Annotated in this window: 28 protein-coding genes and 3 tRNA genes; 14 read left to right on the top strand and 17 right to left on the bottom strand. The window is 68.7% G+C overall.

All coding sequences use genetic code 11. The features are described from left to right. The first annotated feature begins 107 nt into the window (after window positions 1-107). Genes FBZ87_RS27705 through FBZ87_RS27695 form a run of 3 tightly spaced genes read left to right on the top strand, consistent with a single transcriptional unit; the run spans window position 108 to window position 1,583 of the window. Window positions 108-941, top strand: coding sequence for a DODA-type extradiol aromatic ring-opening family dioxygenase (locus FBZ87_RS27705; RefSeq protein WP_145613813.1), 834 nt, complete (start codon window positions 108-110; stop codon window positions 939-941). Between the two features lie 55 nt (window positions 942-996). Beyond that, window positions 997-1,239 carry an AbrB/MazE/SpoVT family DNA-binding domain-containing protein gene (locus FBZ87_RS27700; RefSeq protein ID WP_145613812.1) on the top strand — a complete coding sequence of 81 codons (243 nt, stop codon included), beginning with the start codon at window positions 997-999 and terminating at the stop codon, window positions 1,237-1,239. After that, entirely contained in the window at window positions 1,236-1,583 is a 348-nt protein-coding gene (locus tag FBZ87_RS27695; protein ID WP_145613811.1) for a type II toxin-antitoxin system PemK/MazF family toxin, read from the top strand. The genes FBZ87_RS27700 and FBZ87_RS27695 overlap by 4 nt, the downstream gene beginning before the upstream one ends. A 73-nt stretch (window positions 1,584-1,656) precedes the next feature. Here the strand turns inward: FBZ87_RS27695 and FBZ87_RS27690 are convergent, their stop codons facing one another. The 3 genes from FBZ87_RS27690 to FBZ87_RS27680 all read right to left on the bottom strand — a co-directional run bounded on the left by FBZ87_RS27690 (window position 1,657) and on the right by FBZ87_RS27680 (window position 3,161). Further along, entirely contained in the window at window positions 1,657-1,920 is a 264-nt protein-coding gene (locus FBZ87_RS27690) for a DUF2312 domain-containing protein (RefSeq protein WP_145613810.1), read from the bottom strand. Between the two features lie 95 nt (window positions 1,921-2,015). After that, window positions 2,016-2,324, bottom strand: a complete 309-nt coding sequence (locus FBZ87_RS27685) for a DUF1244 domain-containing protein (protein ID WP_145613809.1) — start codon at window positions 2,322-2,324, stop codon at window positions 2,016-2,018. A gap of 30 nt (window positions 2,325-2,354) precedes the next feature. Continuing rightward, window positions 2,355-3,161: an N-formylglutamate amidohydrolase gene (locus FBZ87_RS27680; RefSeq protein WP_246134635.1), complete on the bottom strand. Its 807-nt coding sequence runs from the start codon at window positions 3,159-3,161 to the stop codon at window positions 2,355-2,357. Between the two features lie 319 nt (window positions 3,162-3,480). Here FBZ87_RS27680 and FBZ87_RS27675 point away from each other — a divergent pair, with 319 nt between their 5' ends. Together FBZ87_RS27675 and FBZ87_RS27670 are read left to right on the top strand one after the other, a co-directional pair. Then, window positions 3,481-3,993, top strand: a complete 513-nt coding sequence (locus FBZ87_RS27675; protein WP_145613807.1) for a GNAT family N-acetyltransferase — start codon at window positions 3,481-3,483, stop codon at window positions 3,991-3,993. A gap of 71 nt (window positions 3,994-4,064) precedes the next feature. Beyond that, entirely contained in the window at window positions 4,065-4,832 is a 768-nt protein-coding gene (locus tag FBZ87_RS27670) for an alpha/beta fold hydrolase (protein ID WP_145613806.1), read from the top strand. Window positions 4,833-4,834: 2 nt separating this feature from the next. Here FBZ87_RS27670 and FBZ87_RS27665 read toward each other — a convergent pair whose 3' ends face one another. The 5 genes from FBZ87_RS27665 to FBZ87_RS27645 all read right to left on the bottom strand — a co-directional run bounded on the left by FBZ87_RS27665 (window position 4,835) and on the right by FBZ87_RS27645 (window position 10,432). Further along, complete coding sequence (locus FBZ87_RS27665; protein WP_145613805.1) at window positions 4,835-5,323, bottom strand: P-loop nucleotide/nucleoside kinase family protein; 489 nt, start codon at window positions 5,321-5,323, stop codon at window positions 4,835-4,837. A gap of 113 nt (window positions 5,324-5,436) precedes the next feature. After that, window positions 5,437-6,774 carry an NAD(P)/FAD-dependent oxidoreductase gene (locus FBZ87_RS27660; RefSeq protein WP_145613804.1) on the bottom strand — a complete coding sequence of 446 codons (1,338 nt, stop codon included), beginning with the start codon at window positions 6,772-6,774 and terminating at the stop codon, window positions 5,437-5,439. Window positions 6,775-6,853: 79 nt separating this feature from the next. Continuing rightward, window positions 6,854-8,308, bottom strand: a complete 1,455-nt coding sequence (locus FBZ87_RS27655; RefSeq protein ID WP_145613803.1) for a cryptochrome/photolyase family protein — start codon at window positions 8,306-8,308, stop codon at window positions 6,854-6,856. 423 nt (window positions 8,309-8,731) lie between these two features. Further along, window positions 8,732-9,466 carry a ligase-associated DNA damage response endonuclease PdeM gene (gene pdeM / locus FBZ87_RS27650; RefSeq protein WP_145613802.1) on the bottom strand — a complete coding sequence of 245 codons (735 nt, stop codon included), beginning with the start codon at window positions 9,464-9,466 and terminating at the stop codon, window positions 8,732-8,734. A gap of 21 nt (window positions 9,467-9,487) precedes the next feature. Continuing rightward, window positions 9,488-10,432: an AraC family transcriptional regulator gene (locus FBZ87_RS27645; protein WP_145613801.1), complete on the bottom strand. Its 945-nt coding sequence runs from the start codon at window positions 10,430-10,432 to the stop codon at window positions 9,488-9,490. A gap of 159 nt (window positions 10,433-10,591) precedes the next feature. Here FBZ87_RS27645 and FBZ87_RS27640 point away from each other — a divergent pair, with 159 nt between their 5' ends. Then, window positions 10,592-10,942 (top strand): carboxymuconolactone decarboxylase family protein, encoded by a 351-nt coding sequence (locus tag FBZ87_RS27640; RefSeq protein ID WP_425465746.1) that lies wholly within the window; start codon window positions 10,592-10,594, stop codon window positions 10,940-10,942. A 65-nt stretch (window positions 10,943-11,007) separates the two neighbouring features. Here FBZ87_RS27640 and FBZ87_RS27635 read toward each other — a convergent pair whose 3' ends face one another. Continuing rightward, a complete protein-coding gene (locus FBZ87_RS27635) occupies window positions 11,008-13,485 on the bottom strand; it encodes a ligase-associated DNA damage response DEXH box helicase (protein WP_145613800.1) in 2,478 nt (825 codons plus the stop codon). 83 nt (window positions 13,486-13,568) lie between these two features. On the opposite strand from FBZ87_RS27635, the gene FBZ87_RS27630 reads away from it, so the two are divergent. Together FBZ87_RS27630 and FBZ87_RS27625 are read left to right on the top strand one after the other, a co-directional pair. Then, window positions 13,569-14,342 carry a 5'-methylthioadenosine/adenosylhomocysteine nucleosidase gene (locus tag FBZ87_RS27630; RefSeq protein WP_186455031.1) on the top strand — a complete coding sequence of 258 codons (774 nt, stop codon included), beginning with the start codon at window positions 13,569-13,571 and terminating at the stop codon, window positions 14,340-14,342. 221 nt (window positions 14,343-14,563) lie between these two features. Further along, window positions 14,564-15,523 carry a pseudouridine-5'-phosphate glycosidase gene (locus FBZ87_RS27625; protein ID WP_145613798.1) on the top strand — a complete coding sequence of 320 codons (960 nt, stop codon included), beginning with the start codon at window positions 14,564-14,566 and terminating at the stop codon, window positions 15,521-15,523. Between the two features lie 70 nt (window positions 15,524-15,593). Here the strand turns inward: FBZ87_RS27625 and FBZ87_RS27620 are convergent, their stop codons facing one another. Further along, window positions 15,594-16,481: an NAD(P)/FAD-dependent oxidoreductase gene (locus FBZ87_RS27620; protein WP_145613797.1), complete on the bottom strand. Its 888-nt coding sequence runs from the start codon at window positions 16,479-16,481 to the stop codon at window positions 15,594-15,596. Window positions 16,482-16,620: 139 nt separating this feature from the next. Between FBZ87_RS27620 and FBZ87_RS27615 the strand changes: the two genes are divergently transcribed. Beyond that, window positions 16,621-17,094 (top strand): Rrf2 family transcriptional regulator, encoded by a 474-nt coding sequence (locus tag FBZ87_RS27615; RefSeq protein ID WP_145613796.1) that lies wholly within the window; start codon window positions 16,621-16,623, stop codon window positions 17,092-17,094. Here the strand turns inward: FBZ87_RS27615 and FBZ87_RS27610 are convergent. From FBZ87_RS27610 to FBZ87_RS27590, 5 genes are all read right to left on the bottom strand, one after another. Then, window positions 17,088-18,251: a bactofilin family protein gene (locus FBZ87_RS27610; protein ID WP_186455030.1), complete on the bottom strand. Its 1,164-nt coding sequence runs from the start codon at window positions 18,249-18,251 to the stop codon at window positions 17,088-17,090. The genes FBZ87_RS27615 and FBZ87_RS27610 overlap by 7 nt on opposite strands. Before the next feature lie 145 nt (window positions 18,252-18,396). Then, complete coding sequence (locus FBZ87_RS27605) at window positions 18,397-19,557, bottom strand: succinylglutamate desuccinylase/aspartoacylase family protein (protein ID WP_145613794.1); 1,161 nt, start codon at window positions 19,555-19,557, stop codon at window positions 18,397-18,399. Window positions 19,558-19,655: 98 nt separating this feature from the next. Then, a complete protein-coding gene (locus tag FBZ87_RS27600) occupies window positions 19,656-20,120 on the bottom strand; it encodes a helix-turn-helix domain-containing protein (RefSeq protein ID WP_040848567.1) in 465 nt (154 codons plus the stop codon). Between the two features lie 168 nt (window positions 20,121-20,288). Continuing rightward, the gene (gene aguB / locus FBZ87_RS27595) at window positions 20,289-21,167 is read right to left on the bottom strand and encodes an N-carbamoylputrescine amidase (protein WP_145613793.1); all 879 of its coding nucleotides are present in this window, start codon (window positions 21,165-21,167) and stop codon (window positions 20,289-20,291) included. A 230-nt stretch (window positions 21,168-21,397) separates the two neighbouring features. Then, window positions 21,398-22,699, bottom strand: coding sequence for a pentapeptide repeat-containing protein (locus FBZ87_RS27590; RefSeq protein WP_145613792.1), 1,302 nt, complete (start codon window positions 22,697-22,699; stop codon window positions 21,398-21,400). Between the two features lie 281 nt (window positions 22,700-22,980). On the opposite strand from FBZ87_RS27590, the gene phoU reads away from it, so the two are divergent. Next, window positions 22,981-23,694: a phosphate signaling complex protein PhoU gene (gene phoU, locus FBZ87_RS27585; protein ID WP_145613791.1), complete on the top strand. Its 714-nt coding sequence runs from the start codon at window positions 22,981-22,983 to the stop codon at window positions 23,692-23,694. A 185-nt stretch (window positions 23,695-23,879) separates the two neighbouring features. Further along, on the top strand, window positions 23,880-24,641 hold the full coding sequence (locus FBZ87_RS27580) for a hypothetical protein (RefSeq protein ID WP_145613790.1): 762 nt from the start codon (window positions 23,880-23,882) through the stop codon (window positions 24,639-24,641). A gap of 80 nt (window positions 24,642-24,721) precedes the next feature. On the opposite strand, the gene FBZ87_RS27575 is transcribed toward FBZ87_RS27580, so the two are convergent. Next, window positions 24,722-24,797 (bottom strand) — tRNA-Thr (locus FBZ87_RS27575). A gap of 45 nt (window positions 24,798-24,842) precedes the next feature. Next, on the bottom strand, window positions 24,843-25,772 hold the full coding sequence (gene rlmB / locus FBZ87_RS27570) for a 23S rRNA (guanosine(2251)-2'-O)-methyltransferase RlmB (RefSeq protein ID WP_145613789.1): 930 nt from the start codon (window positions 25,770-25,772) through the stop codon (window positions 24,843-24,845). Between the two features lie 170 nt (window positions 25,773-25,942). On the opposite strand from rlmB, the gene FBZ87_RS27565 reads away from it, so the two are divergent. From FBZ87_RS27565 to FBZ87_RS27555, 3 genes are all read left to right on the top strand, one after another. Then, window positions 25,943-26,028, top strand: a tRNA-Tyr gene (locus FBZ87_RS27565). Between the two features lie 97 nt (window positions 26,029-26,125). Beyond that, window positions 26,126-26,199 (top strand) — tRNA-Gly (locus FBZ87_RS27560). A 65-nt stretch (window positions 26,200-26,264) separates the two neighbouring features. Continuing rightward, on the top strand, window positions 26,265-26,452 hold a 188-nt coding region (locus FBZ87_RS27555), incomplete at its 3' end, for a GTP-binding protein (protein WP_246134455.1).

Genomic DNA, 26,452 nt, shown 5'->3' with positions numbered 1-26,452 from the left:
CTGACCATCACTATGGTGAATGGTGATGTTGATAACCAGTGATTTGGCAAATGGTGTCGATGGGGCCATGTTGGAAGGGTCACCCTTCCGAATCCAAGGCTTCACCCATGTCGTCCACCGCCGCCCTCCCGTCCGTTCCCGCCGCCGCCGCGGTGAAGCGCCAGCCGGTCTATTTCATCTCCCACGGCTCCCCCATGCTGGCGTTGCAGGACAGTGACGCGCGGCGCTTCCTGCAGACCCTGGGGCGCGACATCCGGGCGGCGGGTGTCCCCCGCGCCATCCTGGTGCTTTCGGCGCATTGGGAGACGGTGGCACCGACGGCTTCCCTGGCTGACCAGCCGGAGACCATCCACGATTTCGGCGGCTTTCCCCGCGCCCTGTTCGAGATGCGCTACCCCGCCCCCGGCGCGCCCGAGGTGGCGCGGGCGGCCCTGGCGGCCCTCGCCACCGCCGGTATCACGGTCACGGGCGGGGAAGCGCGCGGCCTGGACCACGGCGCCTGGGTCCCCTTGATCCTGATGTTCCCGGAGGCCGACATTCCGGTCGCCCAGCTGTCCATTCAGCCGCATCTGGGACCCGCCCACCACCGCCGCTTGGGCGAGGCGCTGCGGCCGCTACGCGACCAGGGGGTGCTGATCATCGCCTCGGGCTCGCTGACCCACAATCTGCGTGACCTGGCGTGGGAGGGCACGGATGAGGTGGCGCCCTGGGCCGCCGCCTTCCAATCCTGGATCCATGACAAGGTCAGCGGCGCCGACGTCGCGGCCCTGGACGACTACCGCGCCCGCGCGCCCTTCGCCCGCCAGAACCACCCGCGCGACGAGCACCTGCTGCCCCTGTTCGCCGCCGTGGGCGCCTCCAGCCCCGGCCAGCCCGGCCGCCGCCTGCACGCCAGCGTGCAGCTGGGCGCCCTGGCCATGGACGCCTACCGGTTCGATTGACAAGTTTGTATATCCGGCGGATATCCTTTGGCCTGGAAGAAGCCAGGAGGCTGTCATGCAGGTTCAGATTTCACGGTGGGGCAACAGCCTGGGCCTGCGGGTTCCCAAGGATATCGCTGCTGAAGTGGGTCTGACCGAAGGCGACCGCGTGGAGGTGGTGGCCGAGCATGGCCGAATCGTCATCTCGCCGACCCGTCCGCGTTACCAGCTGGCTGATCTACTGGTGGGCATGACTCCCGACGCTATGGGGACCGCCTTCGACTGGGGCGACGATGTCGGCCGCGAGGTGATCGAGTGACTGAATACCGGCCTGAGGCCGGAGATCTCATCTGGACGGATTTTGATCCCAGGTTGGGGCGGGAACAGGGCGGCCGCCGACCGGCCGTGGTGATATCGCCGGCGGTGTTCTGGGACGCCAGCCGCTTCGCCATCGTCTGTCCCATCACCAGCAAGGTTCGCCCCTTCGGAACCAGCGTGGTGCTGCCGGAGGGGCTGCCGATCACGGGCGAAATACTGACCAGCCACGTACGCAGTATAGATACTTTGGCCCGGCTCATCCGGCCCATCGGGGCTGCGGTTCCGTTGGATGTGCTGGTGGACTTGAGGGCGAAGTTGGGGGCTCTGATCGGGCTCGAGGGCTGAAGAAAAAGGCCGGGCGCCCGTGGCGGCCCGGCCTTGATCCTGACGGCGGCAAGGCTCTCGCGAGCCCCGCAGCTCACTCCATGCCCAGCGCGGCCTTGTAGAGCTCCAGCAGGGCGTCCTGCTCCTGCCGGTCGTTCTTCTCCATCTTCCGCAGGCGGATGATCTGGCGGAGGATCTTGGTATCGAACCCCGTGCCCTTGGCTTCGGCGTAGATGTCCTTGATGTCGTCCGCGATGCCCTTCTTGTCTTCTTCCAGGCGTTCGATACGCTCGATGATGGAGCGCAGGCGGTCGCCGGCGATGCCGCCAACATCCGTCGCAACAGGGGCGTCCGACATGGGGAATGCCTCTTCGTTCTAAGTGGGTGGTCTGAATGGTGAGGGCGCGACCTTACCCGCGCCGGTGCGCGTGGGCAAGGGCCGGCAGGGGCCGCTCAGTCCTTCGGCTTGCTCTGCTCGAACGCCGCCTTCTGCTCCGCCGAGGCCTCGCGCTGGTGCAGGCGTTTGAAGTCCTCGTAAGGCATGCCGTAGACGATCTCGCGCGCGGCCTCATAGTCCAGGGCCACGCCCTTTTCCTCGGCGGCGGCGCGGTACCATTTGGACAGGCAGTTGCGGCAGAATCCGGCCAGGTTCATCAGGTCGATGTTCTGGACGTCGGTGCGCTCACGCAAATGCGCCACCAGCCGGCGGAAGGCGGCGGCCTCAAGCTCCACCCGGGTGGCGTCGTCGATCTCGGGAACCATGGAATATCCTTGTGAAGGGGGACGGCCGGTTCAAGTGCCGGCCAGCACGTGGTGTATATCGGGGCGGCCGATCAGCTGTCCAAGGGCTTGCGCCAGCAGGGCGGACCAGTGCTCTACCCCCTCTGCGTCGCCGATCAGATCCTGCCGGATTTCGATCAGCACGCCGGGCAGGCCCGGACGGGTGGAATGGGTCTTCAGGGTATAGCCGTGGCCGTCGCGCCCTGAGTAGGGAACATTGTCGCCCACCACCACGCCTGGCAGGGCCCGCAGCAGGTCCAACAAGGGCAGGGGCAGGCGGCCGTCCTGGTCCCACAGCACGCCCAGGTGCCAGGGGCGCTGGAAGCCGTTCATGACCGGCGTGAAGCTGTGGACGGAGATGATGGCCGGGACCTGGCCCGCCGCGCGCTTGGCATCGACGCACGTCGCGACGGCGGCGTGGTAGGGGTGGAACAGGGCGTCCAGCCGCGCCTGGCGGTCGGCATCGGTCAGGGCCTGGTTGGCCAGGATGGGGGTGCCGTCGCTGACCGCCGGCATCAGCGTGGCGCTGTCCAGCGGGCGGTTCAAATCCACCACCAGGCGGGAATATCCAGCGATGACCGCCGGCGCGTCCAGCCGCCGGGCCAGCGCGCGAGTCACCGCCTCCGCCCCGATGTCCCAGGCGATGTGCCGCTCCATGTCGGCGGCTGGAACGCCCAGGGTGCCCAGGCGGGCGGGCACGCGGCGTGCGGCATGTTCGCACAGCAGCACCACGGGGGCGGGCCCTTGGGGATTCACCACCGTGACGGCGGATGGCTCGTCAGGGGCGAGCAAGGCGGTGGGAGAGGCAAGCGTGTCCAAGGGGCGGCCTATCGCAGGGAATATGCCTTGGCAGGATAGCTGGCCCAGTCGGGGATGGAAGGCCCCGCCGGGCATTCCTGCACCGCTGATGTCGAAACGATGAATGGCCGGCTTGCAAGCCGCCCGAATTACCGGGAAAATAGCAATGGGTGCATGCGAGACATCGCTTTCGGCGTCTTCCCCGTGCATACTTCATCGACGTGCAGCTTTCCCGCGTTGGGGACCCGGGTGGCGCACGTTTCCTTTGAAATGACCGCGACTGTTCCAGGTGCTGGACGGGCGCTGCCGAAGCCCTTGGGCGAGGATAGAATTGGGCGGCATGTACCGGTCGAGCATACGCACACCCCCCCTTGATGCCCCGACGCCGGTGATCCGGGCTGGGGAGGCCGACGACGCCGAGGCCATTCGGCAGGTCCATATCCGCTCCGTCCATGCTTTCTGCGCCGGACATTACTCGCCAGAACAACTCATCGCCCTTCTGGGCGGCCGTGATGCCGCAGACTACCGCGCCGCCATGACGGAGTGGGGGGAGCACGTGCTGGTGGCGGAGCAGGCGGGCCGCGTGGTCGGCTTCTCCGCGCTCTACAGCGCCGAGGTGCGGGCCGTCTATGTCGATCCCGTGGCCGCCAAGGGCACCGGCCGCCGCCTGCTGGAAGAGATCGAAACCCTGGCGCGCGACCGGGGCGCCGGCGCCCTCTGCCTCACCTCATCCATGAACGCAGTGGGGTTTTATGAAGCCATGGGCTATCAGCGCCAAGGCCCCCGGCTGATGACCATGGGCTGCGGCACCCAGCTGGCCGCGTGGGGCATGCGCAAGGCGCTCGGCCGTTAGGCGGCGGAAGACTTTTCCAATCCCGTGACCTGGCGATAGCTTGGGGGCAAGGTTCCTCCAACGCCGGATGCATGCCCGTGGCCCCCTCCGACATCACTGTTCAGCATTTCTTCGGCCGCGATGGCCAGCGCCTGGCCTACCGCGAACTGGGTCAAGGCCGGCCGCTGGTGCTGATCCATGGCTATTTCTCCACCGCCACGGTCAACTGGCTGAAATACGGTCACGCCGCCCGCATCGCGGAGCGCGGCTACCGTGTCATCATGCCGGACCTGCGGGCCCACGGTGACAGCGCCAAGCCGCATGAGATCTCGGCCTACCCGCCTGACGTGCTGGCCGACGACGGTCTGGCGCTGGTGGAGCATCTGGGCCTGACCGACTATGACCTGGGCGGCTATTCCCTGGGCGGGCGCACCACCATGCGCATGCTGGCGCGCGGCGCCACCCCGGCCCGGGCCATCTGCGCCGGCATGGGCCTGGCCGGCCTGACCCACACCGCCGGCCGGGGGGAGCATTTCCGCCGCATCCTGACCAACCTGGGCACCTTCGAGCGCGGCACGCCGGAATGGATGGCGGAGGCCTTCCTGAAGACGGTCGGTGGCGACCCCGTCGCCCTGCTGAACATCCTAGAGACCTTCGTCGACACCCCGCCGGGCGTGCTGGCCGGCCTGGACCTGCCCATCCTCGTCACCGCCGGCGCCCAGGACCAGGACAACGGCTCCGCGTCCGACTTGGTCGCGGCCCTGCCCAACGCCCGCTACGTCGAAATCCCCGGCGACCATATGAGCGCCGTGACCAAGCCCGACCTGGGCCGGGCCATCGCAGATTTCCTGGCGGGCTGAGTTTACGGGTAGCGTACAATCATGAACCCTTCCGCCTCATCTGGTGGGACGAAGTAGCGGGTGATGGCGTCGAACTCCGCGTCGGTGGCGGCGAAGTCGTGGCCGCCAGCGGCGTTGCGGGCGCGCAGGCGCTGGCGGCAGACCTCATCGGGCACCTCCAGGTAATGCAAGGTGTGGGCGGCGCCCGCCTCATCGAACAGGCCGCGCATCCATAGGCGCAAGCCGGGCGTGTTGGCGGGGAAGTCCAGCACCACCGACAGCCCGGCCCGCAGCAAGGCCACGGTGTGCGGGCCCACGACCTGACGCAAGCGGGCGCTGAGCCGGATGTAGTCGGCGACGCTGGCCAGTTCCTCTGGATACAAGCGTGCCAGCCAGTGGTCCTCGCTCAGCAGGATGGTGCCGGGCGCCGCCGCCAGGGCCGCGGTGAGCGTGGACTTGCCGGCGGCGATCTTGCCGCACACCAGGTGCAGCATGGGGGTGGGGGATGTCATGGGATGATGTCCTTGGGAACCGCGAAGGATGGGGCGAACGCCAACGGCCCGGCCTGAGGATCAGGCCGGGGTGGTAATTCGCTTCATGCGCGTGCGGACCAGGACCATCCGCCTTATCCCGCCGCCGCCAGGCGGGCACTGCCCGGCGGGCGGGCGTTGCGCCCGGCGGGAGAGGCGTCGGTCACTTGCCACGGCCGCTGGGCGCCCAGCGACTCCGCCACGGCGAGGCCGGCGGACAGGCCGTCCTCATGAAAGCCATAGCCGCAATAGGCGCCGCAGAACCAGGTGCGGCGGATCCCCTGGATCAGGCCCAGTTCCTGCTGCGCCGTCACGGCGGCCAGGTCGAACAGCGGGTGGTCGTAGATGAACTCCCGCACCTTCAGCGACGGACGCGGTTCGGTGATGGGGTTCAGGGTGACGAACAGGGGCACGCGCTTGTCCAGCCCCTGCAGCAAATTCATCCAATAGGTGACGGACACCTTGGCGTCGCGGTCCCGGGTGGAATGGGCGCTGTAGTTCCAGCTGGACCAGGCCTTGGCGCGCCGTGGCATCAGCAGCGGGTCGCGGTGCAGCACTGCCCGGTTCATCTGGTAGCGGAAGGCGCCCAGGATGCGCCGCTCCTCCTCCGACGGATCCAGCAGCATGGCCAGGGCCTGGTCGGCGTGGGTTGCCAGCACGACGTGGTCATAGCTGCCGCTCCACCCCTGGGAATCCTGGATGTGCACGGCGGTGCCGGAACGCCGCAGGGCGACGATGGCCCGGCCGGTGTGCAGCCGGCCTTCCAGCGACCGGGTCAGGCGGGTGACATAGGCGCGGCTGCCGCCCGTGACCGTGCGCCACTGCGGCCGTTCTTTCAGCTTCAGCAGGCCGTGGTTGCAGAAGAAGCGCACGAAGCTTTGCACCGGGAAGGACAGCATCTCCCCGATGGTGGAGGACCAGATGGCGGCACCCATGGGCAGCAGGTGGTCGTAGATGAAGCGATGGCCATAGCGTTGTGCCACCAGGTATTCGCCCAGCGTCATGGCGGCGGCCGAGGGCTGGTCCAGCAGCGCCGGGGCCGTCTTGTAGAAGCGCAGGATGTCGCGCAGCATCAGGTGATAGGTGGGCGACAGCAGGTTGCGCTTTTGCGCGAACATGCCGGCCAGGTTCGTGCCGGAATATTCCAGCTTGCCCCGGTCCAGGGTGACGGCGAAGGACATATCGGACGCCTGGGTGGGCACGTCCAGATGCTCGAACAAGGCCACGAGGTTTGGATATGTCGCGGCATTGTAGACGATGAAGCCGGTGTCCACAGGCATGGGATGGGCGCCGCGGCCGGGCACGTCCACCGTGTTGGAGTGGCCGCCCAGATAGCTGTTCTGCTCGAACAGGGTCACGTCATGGCCCTGCCGCGCCAACAGCCAGGCGCAGCTCATGCCCGTGATGCCGGCGCCGATGACGGCGATCTTCATACCCGCGCTCCCGCTGCCCGCGTCGTTCGCGGGTCCCTGGTCATCCATCTGATCTCGCATCGGCATTTAACCCCAGAGGTCAATCGTTGTCGTCCCTGATCGCCGCGAAGGCGTCCAGCGCCCGCTGCCGCGCCGCCTTGTGCTCCACCACGGGGTAGGGATAGTCGTGGCCGAGGCGCACGCCCGCCGCCCGCAGGGTGATGGGATCGGCGGTCCAGGGCTGGTGCAGCACGCGGTCGGGCAGGCCCGCCAGCTCGGGCACCCAGCGGCGCACATAGTCTCCCGTGGCGTCGAACTTCTCCCCCTGCAGCACCGTGTTGAACACGCGGAAATAGGGGGCGGCGTCGGCGCCGCAGCCGGCGATCCATTGCCAGCCGGCGGCGTTGTTGGCCAGGTCCGCGTCCACCAGCGTGTCCCAGAACCAGGCCTGGCCGGCCGTCCAGGGCAGCAGCAGGTGCTTCACCAGAAAGGACCCGACCACCATGCGCACCCGGTTGTGCATCCAGCCGGTGGCCCACAGTTCGCGCATCCCGGCGTCGACGATGGGGTAGCCCGTGAGGCCGCGTTGCCACGCCGCCAGATGGCCGGCGTTGTCATCCCAGGTGAAGGCCTCGAACTTCGGATTCAAGGGACGCTCAGGCAGGAAGGGGAAGTGGTAGAGCAGATGGTGGCAGAACTCGCGCCACCCCAGTTCGCGCAAGAACGAGTCCACGCCGTCATTACCCTGGGTCTTGGCCTGGGCCTGGGCCGCTGCCCAGATCTGGCGGGGGGAAATCTCCCCGTGGTGCAGATGGGGGGACAGGCGGGACGTCAGCGGCTGCGCCGGGTAGTCGCGTCCCTCCGGGTAGCGTGCCACGGCGCGGGCCAGGAAATCCGCCAGACGCTGTTGCGCGCCCGCCTCGCCGGGTGTCCAGCTGTCGCGCAGGCCCCCCGCCCAGTCCGGCTTGGTCGGAAGTAGGCCCCAGTCTGCCAGCCGGTCGCTGTCCGGTGGCGTGGGCAGGGTGGTCAGATGCCGGGGCGCGGGCTCGGGCTGCCCCGGGTCCAATCCCTCCCGCACAGCCTTCCAGAACGGGGTGAACACCTTGTAGGGGCCGCCCGTGCCGGTCTTCACCGTCCACGGTTCCGCCAGCAGAGCGGCATTGAAGCTGTCGACGGCGATGCCCTCGGCCTTCAGGTCGGCCTTCAGCATGCTGTCGCGGGCGATGGCGTGCGGCTCATAGCAGCGGTTCCACACCACGGCCTCCGCCCCCGTCTCGCGTACCAGGGCGCGCAGCGCCACGTCCGGCCGGCCCCGTCGCAGGATGAGGGGGCAGCCCAGGCCGGCCAGCGCCCCGGACAGGGCCGCCAGGCTTTGGTGCAGCCACCAGCGCGAGGCGCCCCCCGGCGCCCACGGTCCCGGGGTGTGGTCGTCCAGGATGTAGGCCGGTAGCACCGGCCTGCCGGATTGGGCGGCATGGCCCAGCGCGGGGTTGTCGGCCAGGCGCAGATCCTGACGGAACCAGACGATGACGGGCGACTTCGGGACGGCGGACATCAGGCGAACCCTAGCATTTCTGCAGATGACAGGCATGCGCCGGCGGCCCGGCGTGGTGTGAGCGCTACAATAGCGGGCAAGAAAAAAGGCGGCATTCGGGGACAGCCGTGGGGCTGGCGCGGGTTTTGACAGGATGTTGGACGGAACGCCGCAGGACGAACCGCATATGACGTAAGATACGTACCCGTCCATCCGGTGGATCACCCCCGGCGAAATCTATTCCCCACCCTATACTGATGTATTGGCGTGCTTGTTTTTCCCAGAAGGGATCCTATTTGAAACAGTGTCCGCTCGATGATCCAGTGTACCGGTTCCCCCATCCCGGCCTGGCTGCGCACCCCCCAAAGCGCGTTCAGCGGACGACCTAAGGGCGGCCCGGGTCCCCCCATCCCCGGGCCGCCCGTTTCCTTTTTGGGGGCCCCGTCAATATGTGCCGGTATCCGCCAGGTCGGCTCCCAGGATATGGGTCGAATGGAAGGCGTAGCCGCGATCCCGGTGCAGCAGCACGATGCTGAAGGCACCGGGAAACAGGCGGCGCAACGCCGCCTCGCGCACGTCCAGCCCGCCGGTGTAGGCGCCGAAGGCTGGCAGCACCAGGCGGTGGCCGTCGGTGACGAAGCAACGTCCTCCCACCCGCCGCGCCCGGGTGGGGACGCTGGCCTTGGGATGGTAATGGCCTGAGATTTCACCGGCCGCCGTGACATCCTGGGCCTCGTGCCGGAACACCAGGGGCCCTTCCACCCAGTCGTCCACCACTTGACCGCCCCAGTCCGGCGGCGGGGCCGGGTCGTGGTTGCCCACCACCCACAGCCACTCATGGGCCTGGATCAGCGCCGCCAGGCGCCGCCCGTCGTCGGCCGAGACGCGGGCGCCCGCGCGCCGGTCGTGAAAGCTGTCACCCAGGCACAGCACGCGCCGCGGCGCCAAGCGGCGGCAGACCGCCTCCAGCCGGGCTAGCGTTGCGGCGGTGTCATAGGGGGGCAACAGGGTGCCGCGGCCGGCGAAGGCCGTGCCCTTTTCCAGGTGCAGGTCGGCCACCACCAGCAAGCCCCGGTCCGGCCAGAACAGGGCACCGCTAGCGTCGGCCAGCACCACGGCGCCATTCAAGGTCAGGCTGGTCTGGTCGCCGGTGCTGCCGGTGCCGAAACGGGCGTTCATGCGTAAAAGGTCCCCAACTGGTCAGGCCCGCGCTGCGTCCCGGTAATCCCCGGGGGCGGCATTGTAGTGGCGTTTGAAGGCGCGGCTGAACGCGCTTTCCGATTCATAGCCCACGCGGGCCGCCGTTTCAGCCAGCGACAGCCCCTCGGCCACCAGGTGGCGCACGGCCAGCGTCATGCGCACCTGGGCCAGGAAGGCCAGGGGGGCGGGGGCACCGGCGGCACGGAAGGCGCGCACCAGGCTGGCGCGGGACAAATGGGCCTGGTCCGCCAAGTCATCCAGGGTCCAAGGCCGAGCGGGATCCCCCACCAGGGCGGCCACCACGCGGGCCGTCGCCGGTCGAGCCAGCAATCCCGCCACCTCCATGCCCTCACCGTGATCCTCCAGATGTCCGCGCAAGATCATGGTGAACAGCGCGCGGGCCAGGTCGGTGGCGATGGCACGGGCGCCGGGGCGTGGGGCGGCCACCTCGTCCCGGATGGTTTCCACCAGCCGGGCCAGGCGCGGTCCGCCACCGCGCAGGTGCACCGCTTCCGGCAACAGGGCCAGCAGCGGGTTGTCGGCCACCCGTTCAAAGGCGAATCGCCCGCAGATCAGGTCCAGGGCCGGGGCCGGAGACGCCCCGCCGGACAGGTCGCTGGTCCGCCGCACCTCCACCACGCCGTTGTCGTGACGCTCCAGTCTTGTTGTGGCGTCGGCCGGCGCGCCGGCGGTGCGCACCGTGTGCCGCGCGCCGTGGGGCAACAACAGGACATCGCCATCGCTCATGTCCAGGGTCCGGTCCAGGTCGGGCAGCAGCACCTGGGCCTTGCCCGCCGTGACGATGTGGAAGGGCGCCAGACCGAAGGCTTCCCGCCCGTGCGGGGCCGACCAGCCGGGGCCGAACAGGCAGTGCTGCTCTACCTGCGGGCGCACCTGGATCAGGGGGGCCAGCGTGCTCAGCACATCGTTGCGATCGTCGTCCATCGACTTTGCTTCACCCAGCCAACGTTGATCCTGCCGGTCATGACCTTGATCCGCCCGGGCATTCAGCGGCGTGCGGCTCGGGGCTACCTTTCACTCATCGAAACGCACACCGGACGGCGCCTCACCCGACAGCGCCCCGCGGATGAAAGGAAGCAGATCATGATGCTCGATTGGAACCAGTATCGTCAGCAGATTGGCGCCGGCGTCGGTGCCTATGCCAAGCTCAGCCCCGACACGGTGAAGGGCTACGTCACCATCAGCGGCGCCGGCCAGCACACCAACCACCTGGACGCCAAGACCCGCGAGCTGATCGCGCTGGCCGTGGCCGTGAGCGTCAAGTGCGACGGCTGTATCACCGTCCATACCGACGCCGCCATCAAGAATGGTGCCACCAAGGAGGAAATCGCCGAGGCCCTGGGTGTGGCGGTAGCCATCGGCGCTGGTGCCGCACTGGTCTACACCACCCGCGTCATGGACGCCTACGACACCCATCCGTCCAACGCGGGCTGACGCAGGCGGCGGCGCTTTTCCAGACGGCGCGGGAGCGATCCCGCGCCGTTTTGGCGTCTGGAGCTTCAAAACGGCAACAGGCCCTGGCCCTGGCGCATGGATTTAGGCAGCGCTTCCGCCGCCAGATCTTCGGCCGCCTCCTGCAACAGCACCTCGTCCGCCCGGCCGCCCACCATGACACGGCCGATCTCCAGCAGCACCGGCACCGCCAGGGGCGAGATACGGTCCAGCGCCATGTGACGGATGTGCCCCTTCACGCGGGCCAGCATGTCGGCCAGGCGGCGCACGTCGGTCAGGCCGGCGGCGGCCTCGGCCCGGGTGGCCTGCAGCAGCAGGTGGCCGGGGTCGTGGCGGCGCAGCACGTCGTAGATCAGGTCGGCGCTGACCGTCATCTGGCGCTTGGTCTTTTCCTCCCCGGGATGGCGGCGCTCCAGGGTGCCGGCGATGGTGGCCACGGTCTGGAAGGTCCGGCGCAGCATGCTGGACTCGTCCATCCATTCCTCCAGGTCGTCGCCCAGCATGTCCTCGGCGAACAGAGCGTCCATGTCGGTGGCGGTGCTCAGCGACCAGATGGCCAGCACATAGTCGGTGGCGACGAAGCCCAGCGGGTGCAGGCCTAGCCTTTCCATGCGGCGCGTCAGCAGCATGCCCAGGGTCTGGTGGGCGTTGCGGCCCTCGAAGGTGTAGGCCACCAGGAACTCCTTGCCGCCGCGCGGGAAGGTTTCCACCAGCAGGCCGGTGCGGTCGGGCAATGCTGAGACATAACGCTGGATGCGCAGCCACTCCGCCACCTCCGCCGGCAGGTCGCGCCATTGGCTGGGGTCGGCCAGCATGGCGCGCACCCTGTCGGCCAGGTGGGTGGTCAGCGGCAGGCGGCCGCCGGCATAGACCGGCACCTTGGGCTGGCCCTGGCCGCCCTTGACCACGATGGCGGCGTTGTCGCGCATGCCGACGAAACGCAGCAGCTGGCCGCCGAAGATGAAGGTATCGCCCGGCACCAGGCCCTGGATGAAATATTCCTCCACATCGCCGATGGACCCGCCATTGGACATCCGCACCTTGACCGTCGGCTCTTCCACGATGGTGCCGACGTTCAGGCGGTATTGCCGCGCCACCTGATAGTTGGCCAGCTGCCACAGCCCATCCTCGCGCCGGCGCAGGCGCTGGAAGCGTTCATAGGCGCGCAGGGCATAGCCGCCGGTGGCGACGAAATCCATCACCTGCTCGAACCGCTCCCGAGTCAGATGGGCATAAGGCGCGCAGCTGGTGACCTCGGCGAACAGGTGGTCGGCGTCGAAGGGCCCGGCGCAGGCGGTGCCCACCACGTGCTGGGCCAGCACCTCCAGCCCGCCGGGGCGTGGCGGGTCGCCGTCCAGGGTGCCGGCGTGAACGGCGTCGATGGCGGCTCTGCACTCCAGCACCTCGAACCGGTTGGCGGGAACGAGCAGGGCGCGGGAGGTCAGGTCGATGCGGTGGTTGGCGCGGCCGATGCGCTGCAGCAGTCGGCTGACGCCCTTGGGCGCGCCGATCTGCACCACCAGGTCCACGGCGGCCCAGTCGATGCCCAGGTCCAGCGAACTGGTGGCGACCACGGCGCGCAGGGCGCCTCGTGCCATGGCCGCCTCGACCTTGCGGCGCTGCTCGGTCGATAGGCTGCCGTGGTGCAGGGCGATGGGCAGGGCGTCGGCGTTCACCCGCCACAGTTCCTGGAACACCAGCTCGGCCTGGGCGCGGGTGTTGACGAAGATCAGGGTGGTGCCGCAGGCCTTCACCTGCTCATACACGTCCGGCATGGTCTGCAGCGCCATATGCCCACCCCAGGGGATCTCCATGGTCAGCAGGATGCCCACCTCCGCTGGGGCGCCCGGCGCGCCGCGCACGATTTTCACGGGCGTTGAGGGGGCTAGCGGGTGGTTGGGCAGGGCCAGATAGTCGGCCAGGGCCTGGGGGTGGGCCACCGTGGCCGATAGGCCGACGCGGCGGGCGCCCGGCGCCAGGCTGGCCAGCCGCGCCAGGTGCAGCGACAGTAGGTCGCCGCGCTTACTGCCGGCCAGCGCGTGCAGCTCATCCACGATGACGGTGCGCAGGGTGCCGAACAGCGTCGCCGCCTCCGGATACGACAGCAGCAGCGCCAGGCTTTCCACCGTGGTCATCAGGATCTGCGGCGGGTGGGCGCGCTGGCGGCGGCGTTTGGCCTCCGGCGTGTCGCCGGTACGCGTTTCCACCCGGATGGGCAGGCGCAGCTCCGCCACCGGCTGTTCCAGGTTGCGGGCGATATCCACCGCCAGCGCCTTGAGGGGGGAGATGTAGAGTGTGTGCAGCCCCTCGCGCGGGCGTTCCGACAGGTCGATCAGGCTGGGCAGGAATCCCGCCAGCGTCTTGCCGCCGCCGGTGGGGGCGATCAGCAGGGTATGGTCCCCCCGCTGGGCGGCACGCAGCATCTCCAGCTGATGGGCGTGCGGGGTCCAGCCGCGATGGGCGAACCAGCCCGCGATGTTGGCAGGCAACAACTCTGGTTCAGGGAAGAGCGCGACAGGCGGCATGTCCTCAGGATATATGAGGTTCAGGCCCGGCGCCCAAGAGGATGCTGCCGGCCTCCTGTGCGAATAAGGGGATCAAGTCCGACATGACCGAGCAGAAGGACGGCCCGCTGGGGCTGATTTGCGCCATCCCGGAGGAAATCGCCCATTTCGGCGCGCATTTCCAGGCCGAGGAGACGCGCGTCATCGCCGGCTTCACCTTCCAGCGGGGCAGCATGGACGGCCGCCAGGTGGTGCTGGTGGAGGCGGGAATCGGCAAGGTCAACGCCGCCGTCGTCTCCACCCTGCTGCTGCAGGTGTTCGGCGCCCGCGCCCTGCTGTTCTCCGGCGTGGCCGGCGGCGTGGACCCAGCCCTGGCCATCGGCGACGTGGTGGTGGCGACCCGCCTGGTGCAGCATGACTACGGCGCCCTGGCGCATGGCGAGCTGAAGGTCTACCAGCCGGGGGTGCCGCCCCTGCCGGGCTTCGACGAGGCGCACGGCTATGAGCTGGACAAGGGTCTCGAGGCCAAGGCCCGTGCGGCCCTGGACGGCCTGACGCTGCCCGCCCTGTCGGCGGAGGCCACGGGCGGGGAGGCGCGGGTGCCCGGCATCCATTTCGGAACCGTGCTGACGGGCGACCAGTTCCTGAACTGCGAGACCTCGCGCGACCGGCTGTTCCGCACCTTCGCGGCCCAGGCGGTGGAGATGGAGGGCGCGTCGGTGGCGCAGGTGGCGACACGCTGGGGCGTGCCCTACCTGGTGGTGCGCAGCCTCAGCGACCTGGCCGGGGCCGACAGCCACATGGATTTCCCCGCCTTCTGCCAGGCGGCGGCGGCCGGTGCCGCCGAATTGATCCGACGCCTGGCGGCGGTACTGTAACGCGCTCATGCTACTGAGGAAGCCAAGCGGCCGGATGGCCGCGCCCGGCGCTTGAGGGCATCAAGGCACCTGCGGCGGCATGAGACTTTTCGCCTGCCGCTGCTAGGATGCGACTGCATCCGCCGGAAGTTTCCGGGGAGCGTAGCGGACTGGAAACTGAGGAAGCCAAGCGGCCGGATGGCCGCGCCCGGCGCTTGAGGGCATCGACAAAGGGGGCGGGCATGCTGGACTATTGCGTGATCAAGGGGGAGATCGCGGCCGCCATCAAGGCCGGGCGCGCCGTCGTGGCCCTGGAATCCACGGTGATCAGCCACGGGCTGCCCTACCCCGCCAATATCGAGGCCGCCAAGGCCATGGAGGCGACGGTGCGGGCCCACGGCGCCGTTCCCGCCACCATCGCCATCCTGGACGGCCGCATCCGCATCGGCCTGGAGGCGGAGGATTTTGAGCGCCTGGCCGCCGGCGACATTCGCAAGGTGAGCCGGCGCGACCTGCCGCTGGTGCTGGCGGCCGGCGGCGACGGCGCCACCACCGTGGCCGCGACCATGATCGCCGCGCGCCTGGCCGGCATTTCCGTCTTCGCCACCGGCGGCATCGGCGGCGTGCACCGGGGGGCGGAGACGACCTTGGACATCTCCGCCGATCTGGAGGAGCTGGCCCGCACCGACGTGGCCGTGGTCTGCGCCGGCGCCAAGGCCATCCTGGACCTGCCCAAAACCCTGGAGTACCTGGAGACGCGGGGCGTGCCGGTGGTCGGCTACGGCACCGACAACTTCCCCGCCTTCTACACCGCCCAGTGCAACCTGCCGGTCGACAGCCGCTGTGATTCGGCGGACGATGTTGCCCGCATCCTGCGCGCCAAATGGCAGCTGGGCCTCAGCGGCGGCGCCATCATCGCCGTGCCCATCCCGGAAGAGGCGGCCCTGGATGCCGAGGCCATCGAGCAGGCCATCCGCTTGGCGGTGGCGGAGGCCGGGGGGCAGGGCGTGCGCGGCAAGGAGCTGACGCCCTTCCTGCTGTCCCGCCTGGAGCAGCTGACCGAAGGCGCCAGCCTGGTGGCCAACCGCGCCCTGCTGCTGAACAACGCCGGCGTGGCCGCGCAGATCGCCGTCGCCTACGCCACCCTGCGCCGGGAAACGACGTTGCCGCGCCGCCCGCCCGGCAAGCGGGCGCTGTACTGAGGATAGCGGCGCATCCGCCCGCCGCTCCTCGGTTCGCCGCCCGCCCCGTCCGGAGAGGCGGTCCAAAACGTTACGCTGTGAAGATCAGCGAGCGATGGGTGGCCACGCCGGCCATGGTGCCGCTGGCCACTGCCAGGGCCACCGAGCCCGCCAGGCGGGCCGCGTCGCCGCAGGCGAAGACGCCGGCGACGCTGGTCTGTTGCATGGCGTCCACCTGGATGCACTGGCCCAGCGGCCCCTCCTCGACGTCCACGCCCAATTCGGCGGCTAGCGGGCCGGTGAGGCGGGTCTGGGCCAGGGTGAAGACGCCGGCCAAGGGGACGGTGCGTCCGTCGGCCAGCCGGATGTCGGCGGCCTCACCGAAGAAGCCGGCCACGGGCGTGCGTTCCACCGTCACGCCGCGACGCGCGAGGTCGGCCAACTGGTCGGCGTCGGGCTCGAAGGCGCCATTCAGGAACAGGGTGGTGGGGCCCCAGTCAGTCAGCATCTGGGCGTGGTGCAGGGACATGGGCCCCGTTGCCAGCACGCCAATGGGGCCCTGGTTCAGCTCATAGCCATGGCAGTAGGGGCAGTGGAAGACGTGTTTGCCCCAACGCTCCGCCAGGCCCGGCACCTCGGGCAGGGTGTCGGTGACGCCACCTGCCAGGATCAGGCGCCGGCCGGCGACGGGGCCGCCGTCGGTCCCCACCACGAAACCCTGTTCGTCCCCCGTCACGCCGAGGGCCGCGCCATCGCGGATCTCCACCGTGGCATAGCGCGCCAGCTGTTCACGCGCCGTGGCGATGATCTGGCCGGGGGGCACGCCGTCCTGGCCCAGGAAACCGTGGGACGCGGTGGCGAAGCGGTTGCGGCGCTGGCCGGCATCGATCACCAGCACGCGGCGGCGGGCGCGGCCCAGCTGCAAGGCCGCCGACAGGCCGGCGAAGCTGCCGCCAATGATGAGGACATCGTAACGCATGGGGGAGGCTCCAGCTGAATCAAACGTAACTTCGACTATTACGATTCGATTCAGCCTGTCAAGGAACACGCCACTGTGACAGTTGCGAATGATGGCAGGGGCCGCTAGGCTGGGCCGTCACCAGGAAAGGTTAGGGGCTGTGAGCAGGGATTCGCGATTGGCGCGCATGGCGCATGTCCTGGTCCACATGGCCTTTCACGATGGGGTGGCCACGTCCGAAACCATTGCGCGCATGCTGAACACCAACCCCGTGGTGGTGCGCCGGACCATGGCGGGCCTGCGCGACCGGGGCTACGTCACCTCGGAAAAGGGGCCCCGCGGCGGTTGGCGCCTGACGCGGCGCTTGGAGGAGCTCACCCTGTTGGATGTGCACCAGGCGCTGGAGACGGCGTCGGTCTTCACCATCGGCCCCAGCGACGACCACGCGGCGTGCCCGGTGGAGCATTTGGCCAACCAGGCCATCACCGGTGCCATGGACCAAGCCAGCGCGGCGCTGGAGGCAGCGCTGGGCCAGGTGCGCCTGTCCGACATCCTGGCGGAGGGACAGGCGCTGCGGGCTGGGATGGACCACGGCCGCCCGCATCAATGCCCTAATGCGGTGGCGGTTCAGTAAGCCGCCACCGGCCCACGGCGGCGCAGGTGGCTGACCAGGCCACCCAGGCCCATCATCAGCAGGCCGAACTTCACCAGCCCGCCCACGAAGGGGATCAGCTGCAGCACGGCCAGGATCAACACCACCAGGGCATAGCGGCGGATGCGGTCCCCCGGGCTGACCGGCGGGCCGCGCCGTTGGGTCACCATGTCGGCCAAGGCGAAGCCGGCCAGCGGCATCGCCACCATCAGGGCCAGGACATAGGCGAAGCCCAGCACCAGGGCCACGGGGATGCCGATGATGGTGATCAGGCAGAACAGGCTGAACAGCGGCACCAGGACCAGCAGCACCAGGCCCTTCACCGCCGCCGGGCCGGGATCGCCTGCGATCCCGGCGGCCACGTTGGTGACGGCGCCGGGGAACAGGATGTAAAGCACGGCGCCCACCAGCAGCATGCCGACGGCGAAGCTGATCATGCCGATGCCGCCGAACCAGGGCATCCAGATGTGCCAGCCGCTGTGGTGGTGGCCGCGGGTGTCGTTGCCGCCATCCGCGTCGGCGTCTTCATCCCGGTCCCGGTGGCGGTGGCGTTCCATACCGTCGCCCTTGTACTGCACCTTGCCTTCGATATGGGCGCCGGCCGGCAGCTCCAGCGCGTGGCCGCCGCTGAAGGTGACGTCGCCCATGATGTGGGCGCCGGGCTGCAGGATCAGCTTGCCGGAGGTGGCATCGACGTCGCCCATGATGGTGCCGGCCACGGTCAGCTCACCGCCCTTGACGGCCACATCGCCGGCCACCGTGCCGTTCAGCGTGACCTCGCCCCCCAGCAGGGTGGCGTCGCCGGACACGACGGAACCCTTCTGCATGTCGATGTTGCCGGCCACCAGCACGACGTCGCCGCCCACCTGGCCCGTCAGGGTGGTGCTGCCCGACATCACGATCAGGCTGTCGGCCACCGTGCCGCTGACCGTGGCGGTGGAGCTGATCAGGATGGCGCTGCCGGCCACCGTGCTATCCAGCTGGACGTTGCGCCCCAAGGCGATGACCGTATCATCGGCCGCTTGGTCGACCGTGACATTGCGCCCTGTGTACCAGGCGGCGTCGGCCGGCGCCGGCAGTACCGCCGTCAGCCCAGCCAACATGAAAGCGGCCAGCGCCGCCCGAAATCCCCGCACCATGATATCCCCGCGTTGACTCATCGGCCGCCGCGCCCGCGGCGGGTCTTCTCCCGGCAACAGTTTCCCTTGGAAGCGCGTTCAGGGGCAAGGGCCGCCCGCGTGAAGGGGAAGGGGGCCATTATCAGGAAGGGGACCGCAGACGAGGTCATCGCGCGGTCAACAGCCCGCTGCCCTCTTCCGCCAGGGGGCGGTCGCCGGCGATGCTGGTGATGATGGCGCCGGCGGCGGTGTAGCGCTGTTCCGCCCTTGCCCAGACGATTCCCGGGGTGCGGGCGCGGGCGGCGTGGCGGGCGCCGGTGACGGGGTCCACCACCTCCGCCACCGTCTGGCCCACGGTGACGGTGTCGCCCAGCGCCACAGTGTAGAGCACCACCCCGGCCACGGGGGCCCGCACGCGGTCCACCCCGGCCAGCGGCGTCGCCTGGCAGGCGGGGGCGGGCGGGGCCCCTATGTCACCCGCCAGCAGGCCGCGCCGGGTCAGCACGCGCACCAGCGCGGCCGCGTCGGCGGCGGCCAGGGCGTCATCCACGTCACGGCGGCCGCGCAGCTCGATGGTGGCGGCCAGGCAGGCGGCGGGCAGGGGGGGCACCGTGCCGGACAGGCCGGCGGTCAGGCGGTTGCGCAGGCGCCACCACAGGCCGGAACAGGCCTCGTCGAACGGATTGCCGCCCGACTCCAGCGCCAGAAAAACGGCGCGGCAGCCCAACTCCGCCATCACGTCGGCGGCGTCGGGCCAGGATTCGGTGCCGGTGTAGGCGTGGACCAGGGCTTCGCTGTCGCAATGCAGGTCCAGCACCAGGTCGGCGTCGATGGCCAGGCCCATCAAGGTCTTGCGCAGGCTGTCGGCCTCGGTCGCCGTTTCCCAGGCGGCGATGGCGGCCAGGGCGGCACGGCGGACCAGGGCCACGTTGGCGGCGGCGTCAGACCCCAGACGGCCCAGCACCTGGTCGGCAACCGGGGCGGCCAGATCGGGGAAATCGCGGTTGAAGTTGACGCCGCTGCTCAGCGCGAAGCGGCCGATGGCCGTGCCCAGCACGGCTTGCGACAGGCCGATGGGGTTGGCGTAGGGCACCAGGATGATGTCGCCCCGCACGCGGCCTTCCGCGTCGGCGGCCTTCAGCCGAGCCAGCAGGTGCTGCGCCACCAGCAGCCCGGGGATCTCGTCGGCGTGCAGGGCCGCCTGAATGTACGCCTTGGGGCGGGGGGCCGCGTCGGTGTCTGCCGGGCCGAAGCGATGGACGGTCACGGCCCGGTGGGTGCCCGGGAAACCATGGTCCAGGATGATCTCTTCGGTGGTCAGCGGCATTCTGGCATCCGCGGGTGAGGGGCCCAAAAAGGCAACCGCCGGATGGGGACCATCCGGCGGTCGGCACTATACCTGAAAAAACGTGACGCTTTCAGGCTTTAGGCGTCTTCGGCTTCCCGAACGTCACCGCCCAGGGCCTTCAGCAGATCGAAGGCGCGGCGGCGCACGGCACCGTCCGGCACGCGGTAGTAGGCGCGCACCAGCTCCAGCGTCTCACGCCGGGCCATGGTCTCGCCTTCCTCGCTGCCCAGCGCGATGCGCGTGGCCTGCTCGGTCGCCGGCAGGTCTTCGAAGAAGTACCCGACGGGCACGCCCAGCACCTGGGAAAGGTTGAACAGCCGGCTGGCGCTGATGCGGTTCATGCCCCGCTCGTACTTTTGCAGCTGCTGGAACGTGATGCCCACGGCCTCACCCAGGATTTCCTGGCTCAGGCCCAGCAAAGTACGGCGCAAGCGCAAGCGATTGCCGACATGGATATCGATAGGATTGGGACCCTCGCCACGCTTGGAAAGTGAGTACGCGGACGCAAGGGTACCGGTCACAGAGCTCTTTTGAGCACCCATTTGTATTGACCTCGATTTAACAACTGCCGTCCCTCATTTATCGCAGAATCGCCCTTGGCAAAAGGATTTATCTGAGGATGCGGCAGTTAAGGCCAATGCATGACACATTTGTAATGGTTATTGTTGGTTAACGCGCCATTTGCCTACTGAATTGGCAACGATTTGCCGTCAACCCCTGCGTGTGCGTCCATCCAGGGTCAACAGCGGCGCATACAGCTCCGGCCGGCGGTCGCGGAACACCCCCCAGGAGGAACGGACCTTCGCGATTTCGTCCAAGTCGAAGGTCGCGGTCAGCACCGTCTCCTCCTCGCGATTCGCTTCCGCCACCTTCTCGCCCTTGGGGCCGGCGATGAAGGAGGAGCCGTAGAAGGTGATGGACCGGTCGTCGTCCGGCTCGGTGCCCACGCGGTTGCTGGCCACCAGCGGCACCAGGTTGGCGCCGGCGTGCCCCTGCATCACCCGCTGCCAGTGGTCGCGGCTGTCCAGGGTGGGGTCTTGCGGCTCCGACCCGATGGCGGTGGGGTAGAACAGGATCTCCGCCCCCTGAAGGGCCATGATGCGCGCGGCCTCCGGGAACCACTGGTCCCAGCAGATGGCCGTGCCGATGGTGGCGTAGCGGGTCCTGTAGACCTGGAAGCCGGTGTCGCCGGGGCTGAAGTAGAACTTCTCCTGATAGCCGGGGCCGTCGGGGATATGGCTCTTGCGGTAGATGCCCAGGATGCTGCCGTCGGCGTCGATCATGGCCAGGGAGTTGAAATAGGCGTTGCCCGCCCGCTCGAAAAAGCTGGTGGGCAGGACCACCTGCAGCTCGCGGGCCAGGGCGGTGAAGCGGCTCAGCACGGGATGGCCCTCCGCCGGGGCGGCGTGGGCGAAGTGCGCGGCCTTCTGGTTGATGCAGAAGTAGGGCGTCTCGAACAGTTCCTGCGGCAGGATGATCTGGGCGCCTTCGGCTGCGGCGCGGCGCACCAGCGCCTCCACCCGGTCGATGTTGCCCCCCTTGTTCCAGTCGCACCACGTTTGGGTGGCCGCCACCGTCACCTGTCGCATCGCACTCCCTCCCTCAGCCGCCGATCCTGAAACCGGGCCCATCATAACCGTCTTCATGACAGGCACTAGCGCGCCGTCGCGCCTTAAATGGTACGGGTAGGCATCGGTTCCAGGGCATGGCCGATTCGCGCTGGGGTCGCAGGACCGGCAGGTGGCAGCCCGTCGCGGCGATGACCGCGGCGTCATCCCACCTGTACTACAGTGGTAGGGCAACGCTCCGATGGCGGCGCTTATTCGTCGTCGTCGTCGATCTGGGCGGGCATGGCGGCGCCGTCCAGGATGGCGCCCTCCAGCTGCGCGCCGCGCAGGTTGGCGTCGATCAGGTTGGCGCCGGACAGATCCGCGCCGCGCAGGTCGGCGCCCGACAGGTTGGCGCTGCGCAGATTGGCGCGCTGCAGGCTGGCCTTCAGCAACAGCGCGTCGGCCAGGTTGGCGGGCCACAGCCGGCCGATGGGGCGGCCGTCCGGCCCTTTGATGTCGACGGAGCCGATCTCGGCCCCGTCCAGTTTGGCGCCCGTCAGGTCGGTGCCACGCAGGCTGACACCATCCAGGGTGGCGCCCGTCAGGTCGGCGCCGCGCAAGTCGGCCCCGGCGAGGTCCGACATGATGAACATGGAATCGCGCAGCTTGGCGCCCACCATCTTGGCGCCCTTCAGGTCGGCGCCGCTGAGGTTCACGCCCTTCAGGTCGATGTGGCTCAGGTCTTCGGCCGCCAGTTCCGCCCGGATGCCTTTGGCGCCGTTGCTGAGAATCCAGGTGCGATGGTGGCCCAGCGCCTTCTGGATCTTCTCCGAGAAGTTTTCCGACCCGCGCGCCAGGTTGGCGCCGGTGGTGTCCACGCCGGTCAGGTCCACGCCGTCCAGGTTGGCCCCCGTCAGGTCGGCGTTCATCAGGATCGCGCCGGCCAGGGTGGCGCCGGTCAGGCGGCAGTCCCGCAGCACGGCGCCCGTCAGGTTGCTGCCCGACAGGTTCACGCCGCGCATGTCGCAGTTGGTGAAGTTGGCCGACTTCAGCACCGACTTGGCCAGGTTACAGCCCGACAGCTGCGCGCCTGAGCAGTCGGCACCCACCATGCTGGTCTCGCTGAGGTCGGCGCCCGCCAGGTTGGCGCTGGACAGCAGGGCGTCGTCCATGTCCGCGCCACGCAGGTCGGACTGCTGCATGCTGACCTGGCCGGGCCCCCGGCGGTCCAGCAGCGCGCCGCCGCGCAAGTCGGCCTCGCGCAGGATGGCGCCCTTCAGGCGGGCGCCGCGCATGTGGGCGCCGCGCAGGTCGGCGCGGTAGAGGTTGGCGTTGATCAGGATGGCGCGGGTCAGCTTGGCGGCGAACAGGTCGGCCATGCTGAGGTTGGCGGTGGTGAAGTCGCAGCCGGTGAGGTTGGCGCCCGACAGCTTGGCCGATTGCAGGTTCATGCCGACGAAGCTGGCGCCCTGCAGATCGACCAGGGGCAGCATGGCGCGCGCGCCGCCGGTCTTCCGCTTCAGCCAGCGATCGTGCTTTTCCAATACGGCGATCAGTTCGTGCGGTGTCATGCCCCGATTGGGCCCCTCAGCAGCGATCACAAATTTGCGGGCAGTCTGTATTTCTTTCGGGCTGGTTACAACTAAACATCCTACCCCTTTGCTAAGAAAACATTGACGCTGGCGGCACATTGGACAAGCTAGGTCGTAAATCTGCATCCGCGTGGCGGGTAAAGGGATGGCGGGGCCAAGGCAGAATCGGAGGCCAGGGGCCTATAAGATCCGGATCGGCCCTGCCGGGATGCCGCCATTTGTCGTTTTCGCTGTTTATCGTTTTCAGGGAACAAGAACCAATGTCGACCGGCCATATCGTGGCGTCCTATGACGAGGAACTGGCCCAGCTGCACCGCACCATCACGGACATGGGGCGGTTGGCTTCCACACAGCTGAGCCGGGCCTTGAAGGCGACTCTGGAACGTGACGGCGATCTGGCCGCGGCCGTCATGGCCGATGACGCCCAGGTCGATGCCCTGGAGCAGCAGATCGAGAACCAGACGCTGAAGCTGCTGGCGCTGCGGGCCCCGGTGGGCCGTGACCTGCGCGAGGTGGTGGCGGCGTTGAAGATTGCCAACAACCTGGAACGCATCGGTGACTTCGCGGCCAACGTGGCCAAGCGCTCGCTCGCCCTGAACCAGATGCCGGAGGTGGAGCTGACCCGCTCGCTGCGCCGCATCGGCGATGCGGCCAACGACATGCTGACCCGGGTGGTGACGGCCTACGCCGATGCCGACGCGGCGGCGGCGCTGGCCGTGCGCGAGGCGGACAACGAGGTGGATCTGGCCTATACCGCCCTGTTCCGCGAACTGCTGACCTATATGATGGAAGCGCCGCAGCGCATCACCGCCTGCACCCATCTGATGTTCGCCGCGAAGAACCTGGAGCGTATCGGCGACCACGCGACCAACATCGCCGAAACGCTATGCTTCCAGGTCCTTGGCCAGGCCCCCGACGCGGAACGCGCCAAGGGTGATGATACCGCGCTGACCATCGTCACGCCCCCGGCGTGACCCGAGACTGCCGTCACGCCGCCGGCGTGACTTAGGGCCATCGTCACGCCGCGGGTGTGACGGCCGGGGCGGGGCGCGGGCAACCAAGCATAAACCTGGCACGTGGTTTGCTCTTGTGACTGGTGGGGGACCGCCCGGTGGCGGCTCCTCCCCCAAGAATCGAGACGCCAGAGATGAATAGCCCCATGCCCCGCGCCGCGCTTCGGTCCCGCCTTTCCCCCCACCTGCGCGCCCTGCCTGTGGCGGCGCTCGGTGGCCTGCTGCTGGCGGGCGGCTTGGTGTCCGGCTGTTCGGAGCGGCCCATGGCGGCCGCCTTTCTGACGCCGCCGCAGTACAAGATGGAGACGGCGGCCCATTGGGTGATCGTGGCCAAGGACGTGGCCTCGGCAGTTTCCGCCTATCTGCAGGAGCAGACGGGGCAAAAACCGCCGGTGCAGATCTACCTGACGCGGCACAGCGACACCACCTTCGCCGACGCCTTCCAGCAGGCGCTGACCACGGCCTTCGTCCAGAACGGCCACGCCGTGGCCATGGAGCCCAAGCCCGACGTGGTGGCGGTGGCCATCGACGCCAACGCCATCGCCCATCCCAAGTTCACCAACGCCAACCACACCGTGCCCGGCCCACTGACGGCCCTCGGTGCCGGTGTCGCCGTGGGCAAGCTTATGCTGGACGCCATGCCCTGGGGGATCACGGCGGCAGCCGGCGGCGTGGCGCTGGACACCGCCCGCGCCACGGTGGAGGAGACCTCGACCGAGCTGATGCTGACCGTCTCCATCAGTCGGGACGGCTACTACATCTACCGCTCCCAGGCGGTCTACTACGTGAACGACGACGCGCTGGCCGAATATGTCGGTGGCCCCGGCACCCATTACCGCAGCTTCAACGACGTGCCCGAGGGCAATGTCGGGCTGGATCTGGGGCACAAGCCGTATGTGATCAGGTGAAGCGTAGCGGACCGGAAACCGGGGATCGGCCAAGACCACGCAGGCGGCCATCCGGCATCTGGGAGTGGGAAGCCTGAAACTGGTGCCGGCTGCGAGACTTGAACTCGCGACCTACCGCTTACAAGGCGGTTGCTCTACCAACTGAGCTAAGCCGGCTCCCAGGACCCCGGGGCAGCCCGGGGTGTCGAACGCGGGCAGACCTTAGCGTCGCCGTGCGACCTCGTAAAGCGCCACGGCGGCCGCGTTCGACACATTCAGGCTGCCGATGGGGGGCCGGGTCGGTAGATGGGCCAGCGCGTCGCAGCGTTCCATGGTCAAGCGGCGCAGTCCATCGCCCTCCGAACCCATGACGACGGCCACGCGGCCCGGAAAATCCAGTGCGTGCAGGGGCTTCGGCCCCGATTCGGCCAGGCCGACGCAGAAGAATCCGCCGTCCTGCAATTCGGTCAGGGCCCGGGACAGGTTGGTGACCCGCACCAGGGGGACCACTTCCAGGGCGCCCGAGGCCGTCTTGGCCAGCACGCCCGTCACTTCCGGCGCGTGCCGGTCCTGGACGATGACGGCCTTGGCGCCGAAGGCGGCGGCGGAGCGCAGGATGGCGCCCACGTTGTGCGGATCGGTCACCTGGTCCAGCACCACCACCATATCCGTCTCCCCGCAGGCGCGGGCGACGTCGGCGATGTCAAGCTCGGGCAGGGGGCTGGCGTCCAGCACCAGGCCCTGGTGCACGGCGCCGGCCGGCAGCAGGCGGTCCAGCGCCTCGCGCTCCACCACCGTGGGCTCGGGCCGTGCGAGGCCGGCGGCCTTGGCCTGGGCGAAGGCCTCGGCTATCAGCTCCAGCCCCGCCGGCGTGGCCAGCAGGGCCTTGCAGCGCCGCTCGGGATTGGTCCAGGCCGCCACGACGGGGTGCTGGCCGTAGAGCATGCCGGGCTTGGGCGTGGCTTTGGGGGCTGTGGTCTTCTTGGCGCCGTCCAGACGCCCATCCTGCGCGCGCGGGCGCTCACCCTGGACGCGCGGCGTGGACGCACCCGGACGACCGCCATCGCGGGGCGGGCGGGGGGAATTGGGGGAGGAGGGGCCGTTGCCGCCGGCGCGGGAACCACCCTGATTGGAAAATCCAGATCGCTTCATGGTGCCATCCTTAGCGCCAAGCGGTGCAGGGTTGCCACTGCTTTCCGCAAGGCATGGCACGGTTGCCGCCAAGTCTTTTCGTTCGACCAACATTTCCCCGTTGACAGGAGGGGGTCGAAACGCCTACCCACCTGTCCACCGTTTTCGACCCCGGTCGGACACGCGGCGACGGAAGGGTGGCCGAGTGGTTAAAGGCAGCAGACTGTAAATCTGCCCGCGTTAGCGTACGTAGGTTCGAATCCTACCCCTTCCACCACTTTGCCGGTAAAACCGCCCCCCAGTGATGAGGGGTGGGTTTACTGGCTCCCCGCGTGCGCGAAGCAGTTCCGGGGTATGGAGCGGCAGAGACTTAGGCGGGTGTAGCTCAATGGTAGAGCAGAAGCCTTCCAAGCTTACGACGGGGGTTCGATTCCCCTCACCCGCTCCAGTACGAAGCTCCACGCGAAATCCTAAAGCTTAACTTCAGACTGTCAGGCAAAGGCGGATAAGACCATGGCCAAGGCGAAATTCGAACGCACCAAGCCGCACTGCAACATCGGCACGATCGGTCACGTTGACCATGGCAAGACGTCGCTGACGGCTGCAATCACGAAGGTGCTGGCTGAGACCGGTGGCGCGACGTTCACCGCGTACGACCAGATCGACAAGGCGCCGGAAGAGAAGGCGCGCGGCATCACGAT

Origin of the sequence: Nitrospirillum amazonense, assembly GCF_007828035.1 — a bacterium.
In the GTDB taxonomy this organism is placed as follows: Bacteria; Pseudomonadota; Alphaproteobacteria; order Azospirillales; family Azospirillaceae; genus Nitrospirillum; species Nitrospirillum amazonense.
Note: the sequence above shows the minus strand (reverse complement) of the source record. Positions and strands in the feature narration are given on the sequence as shown.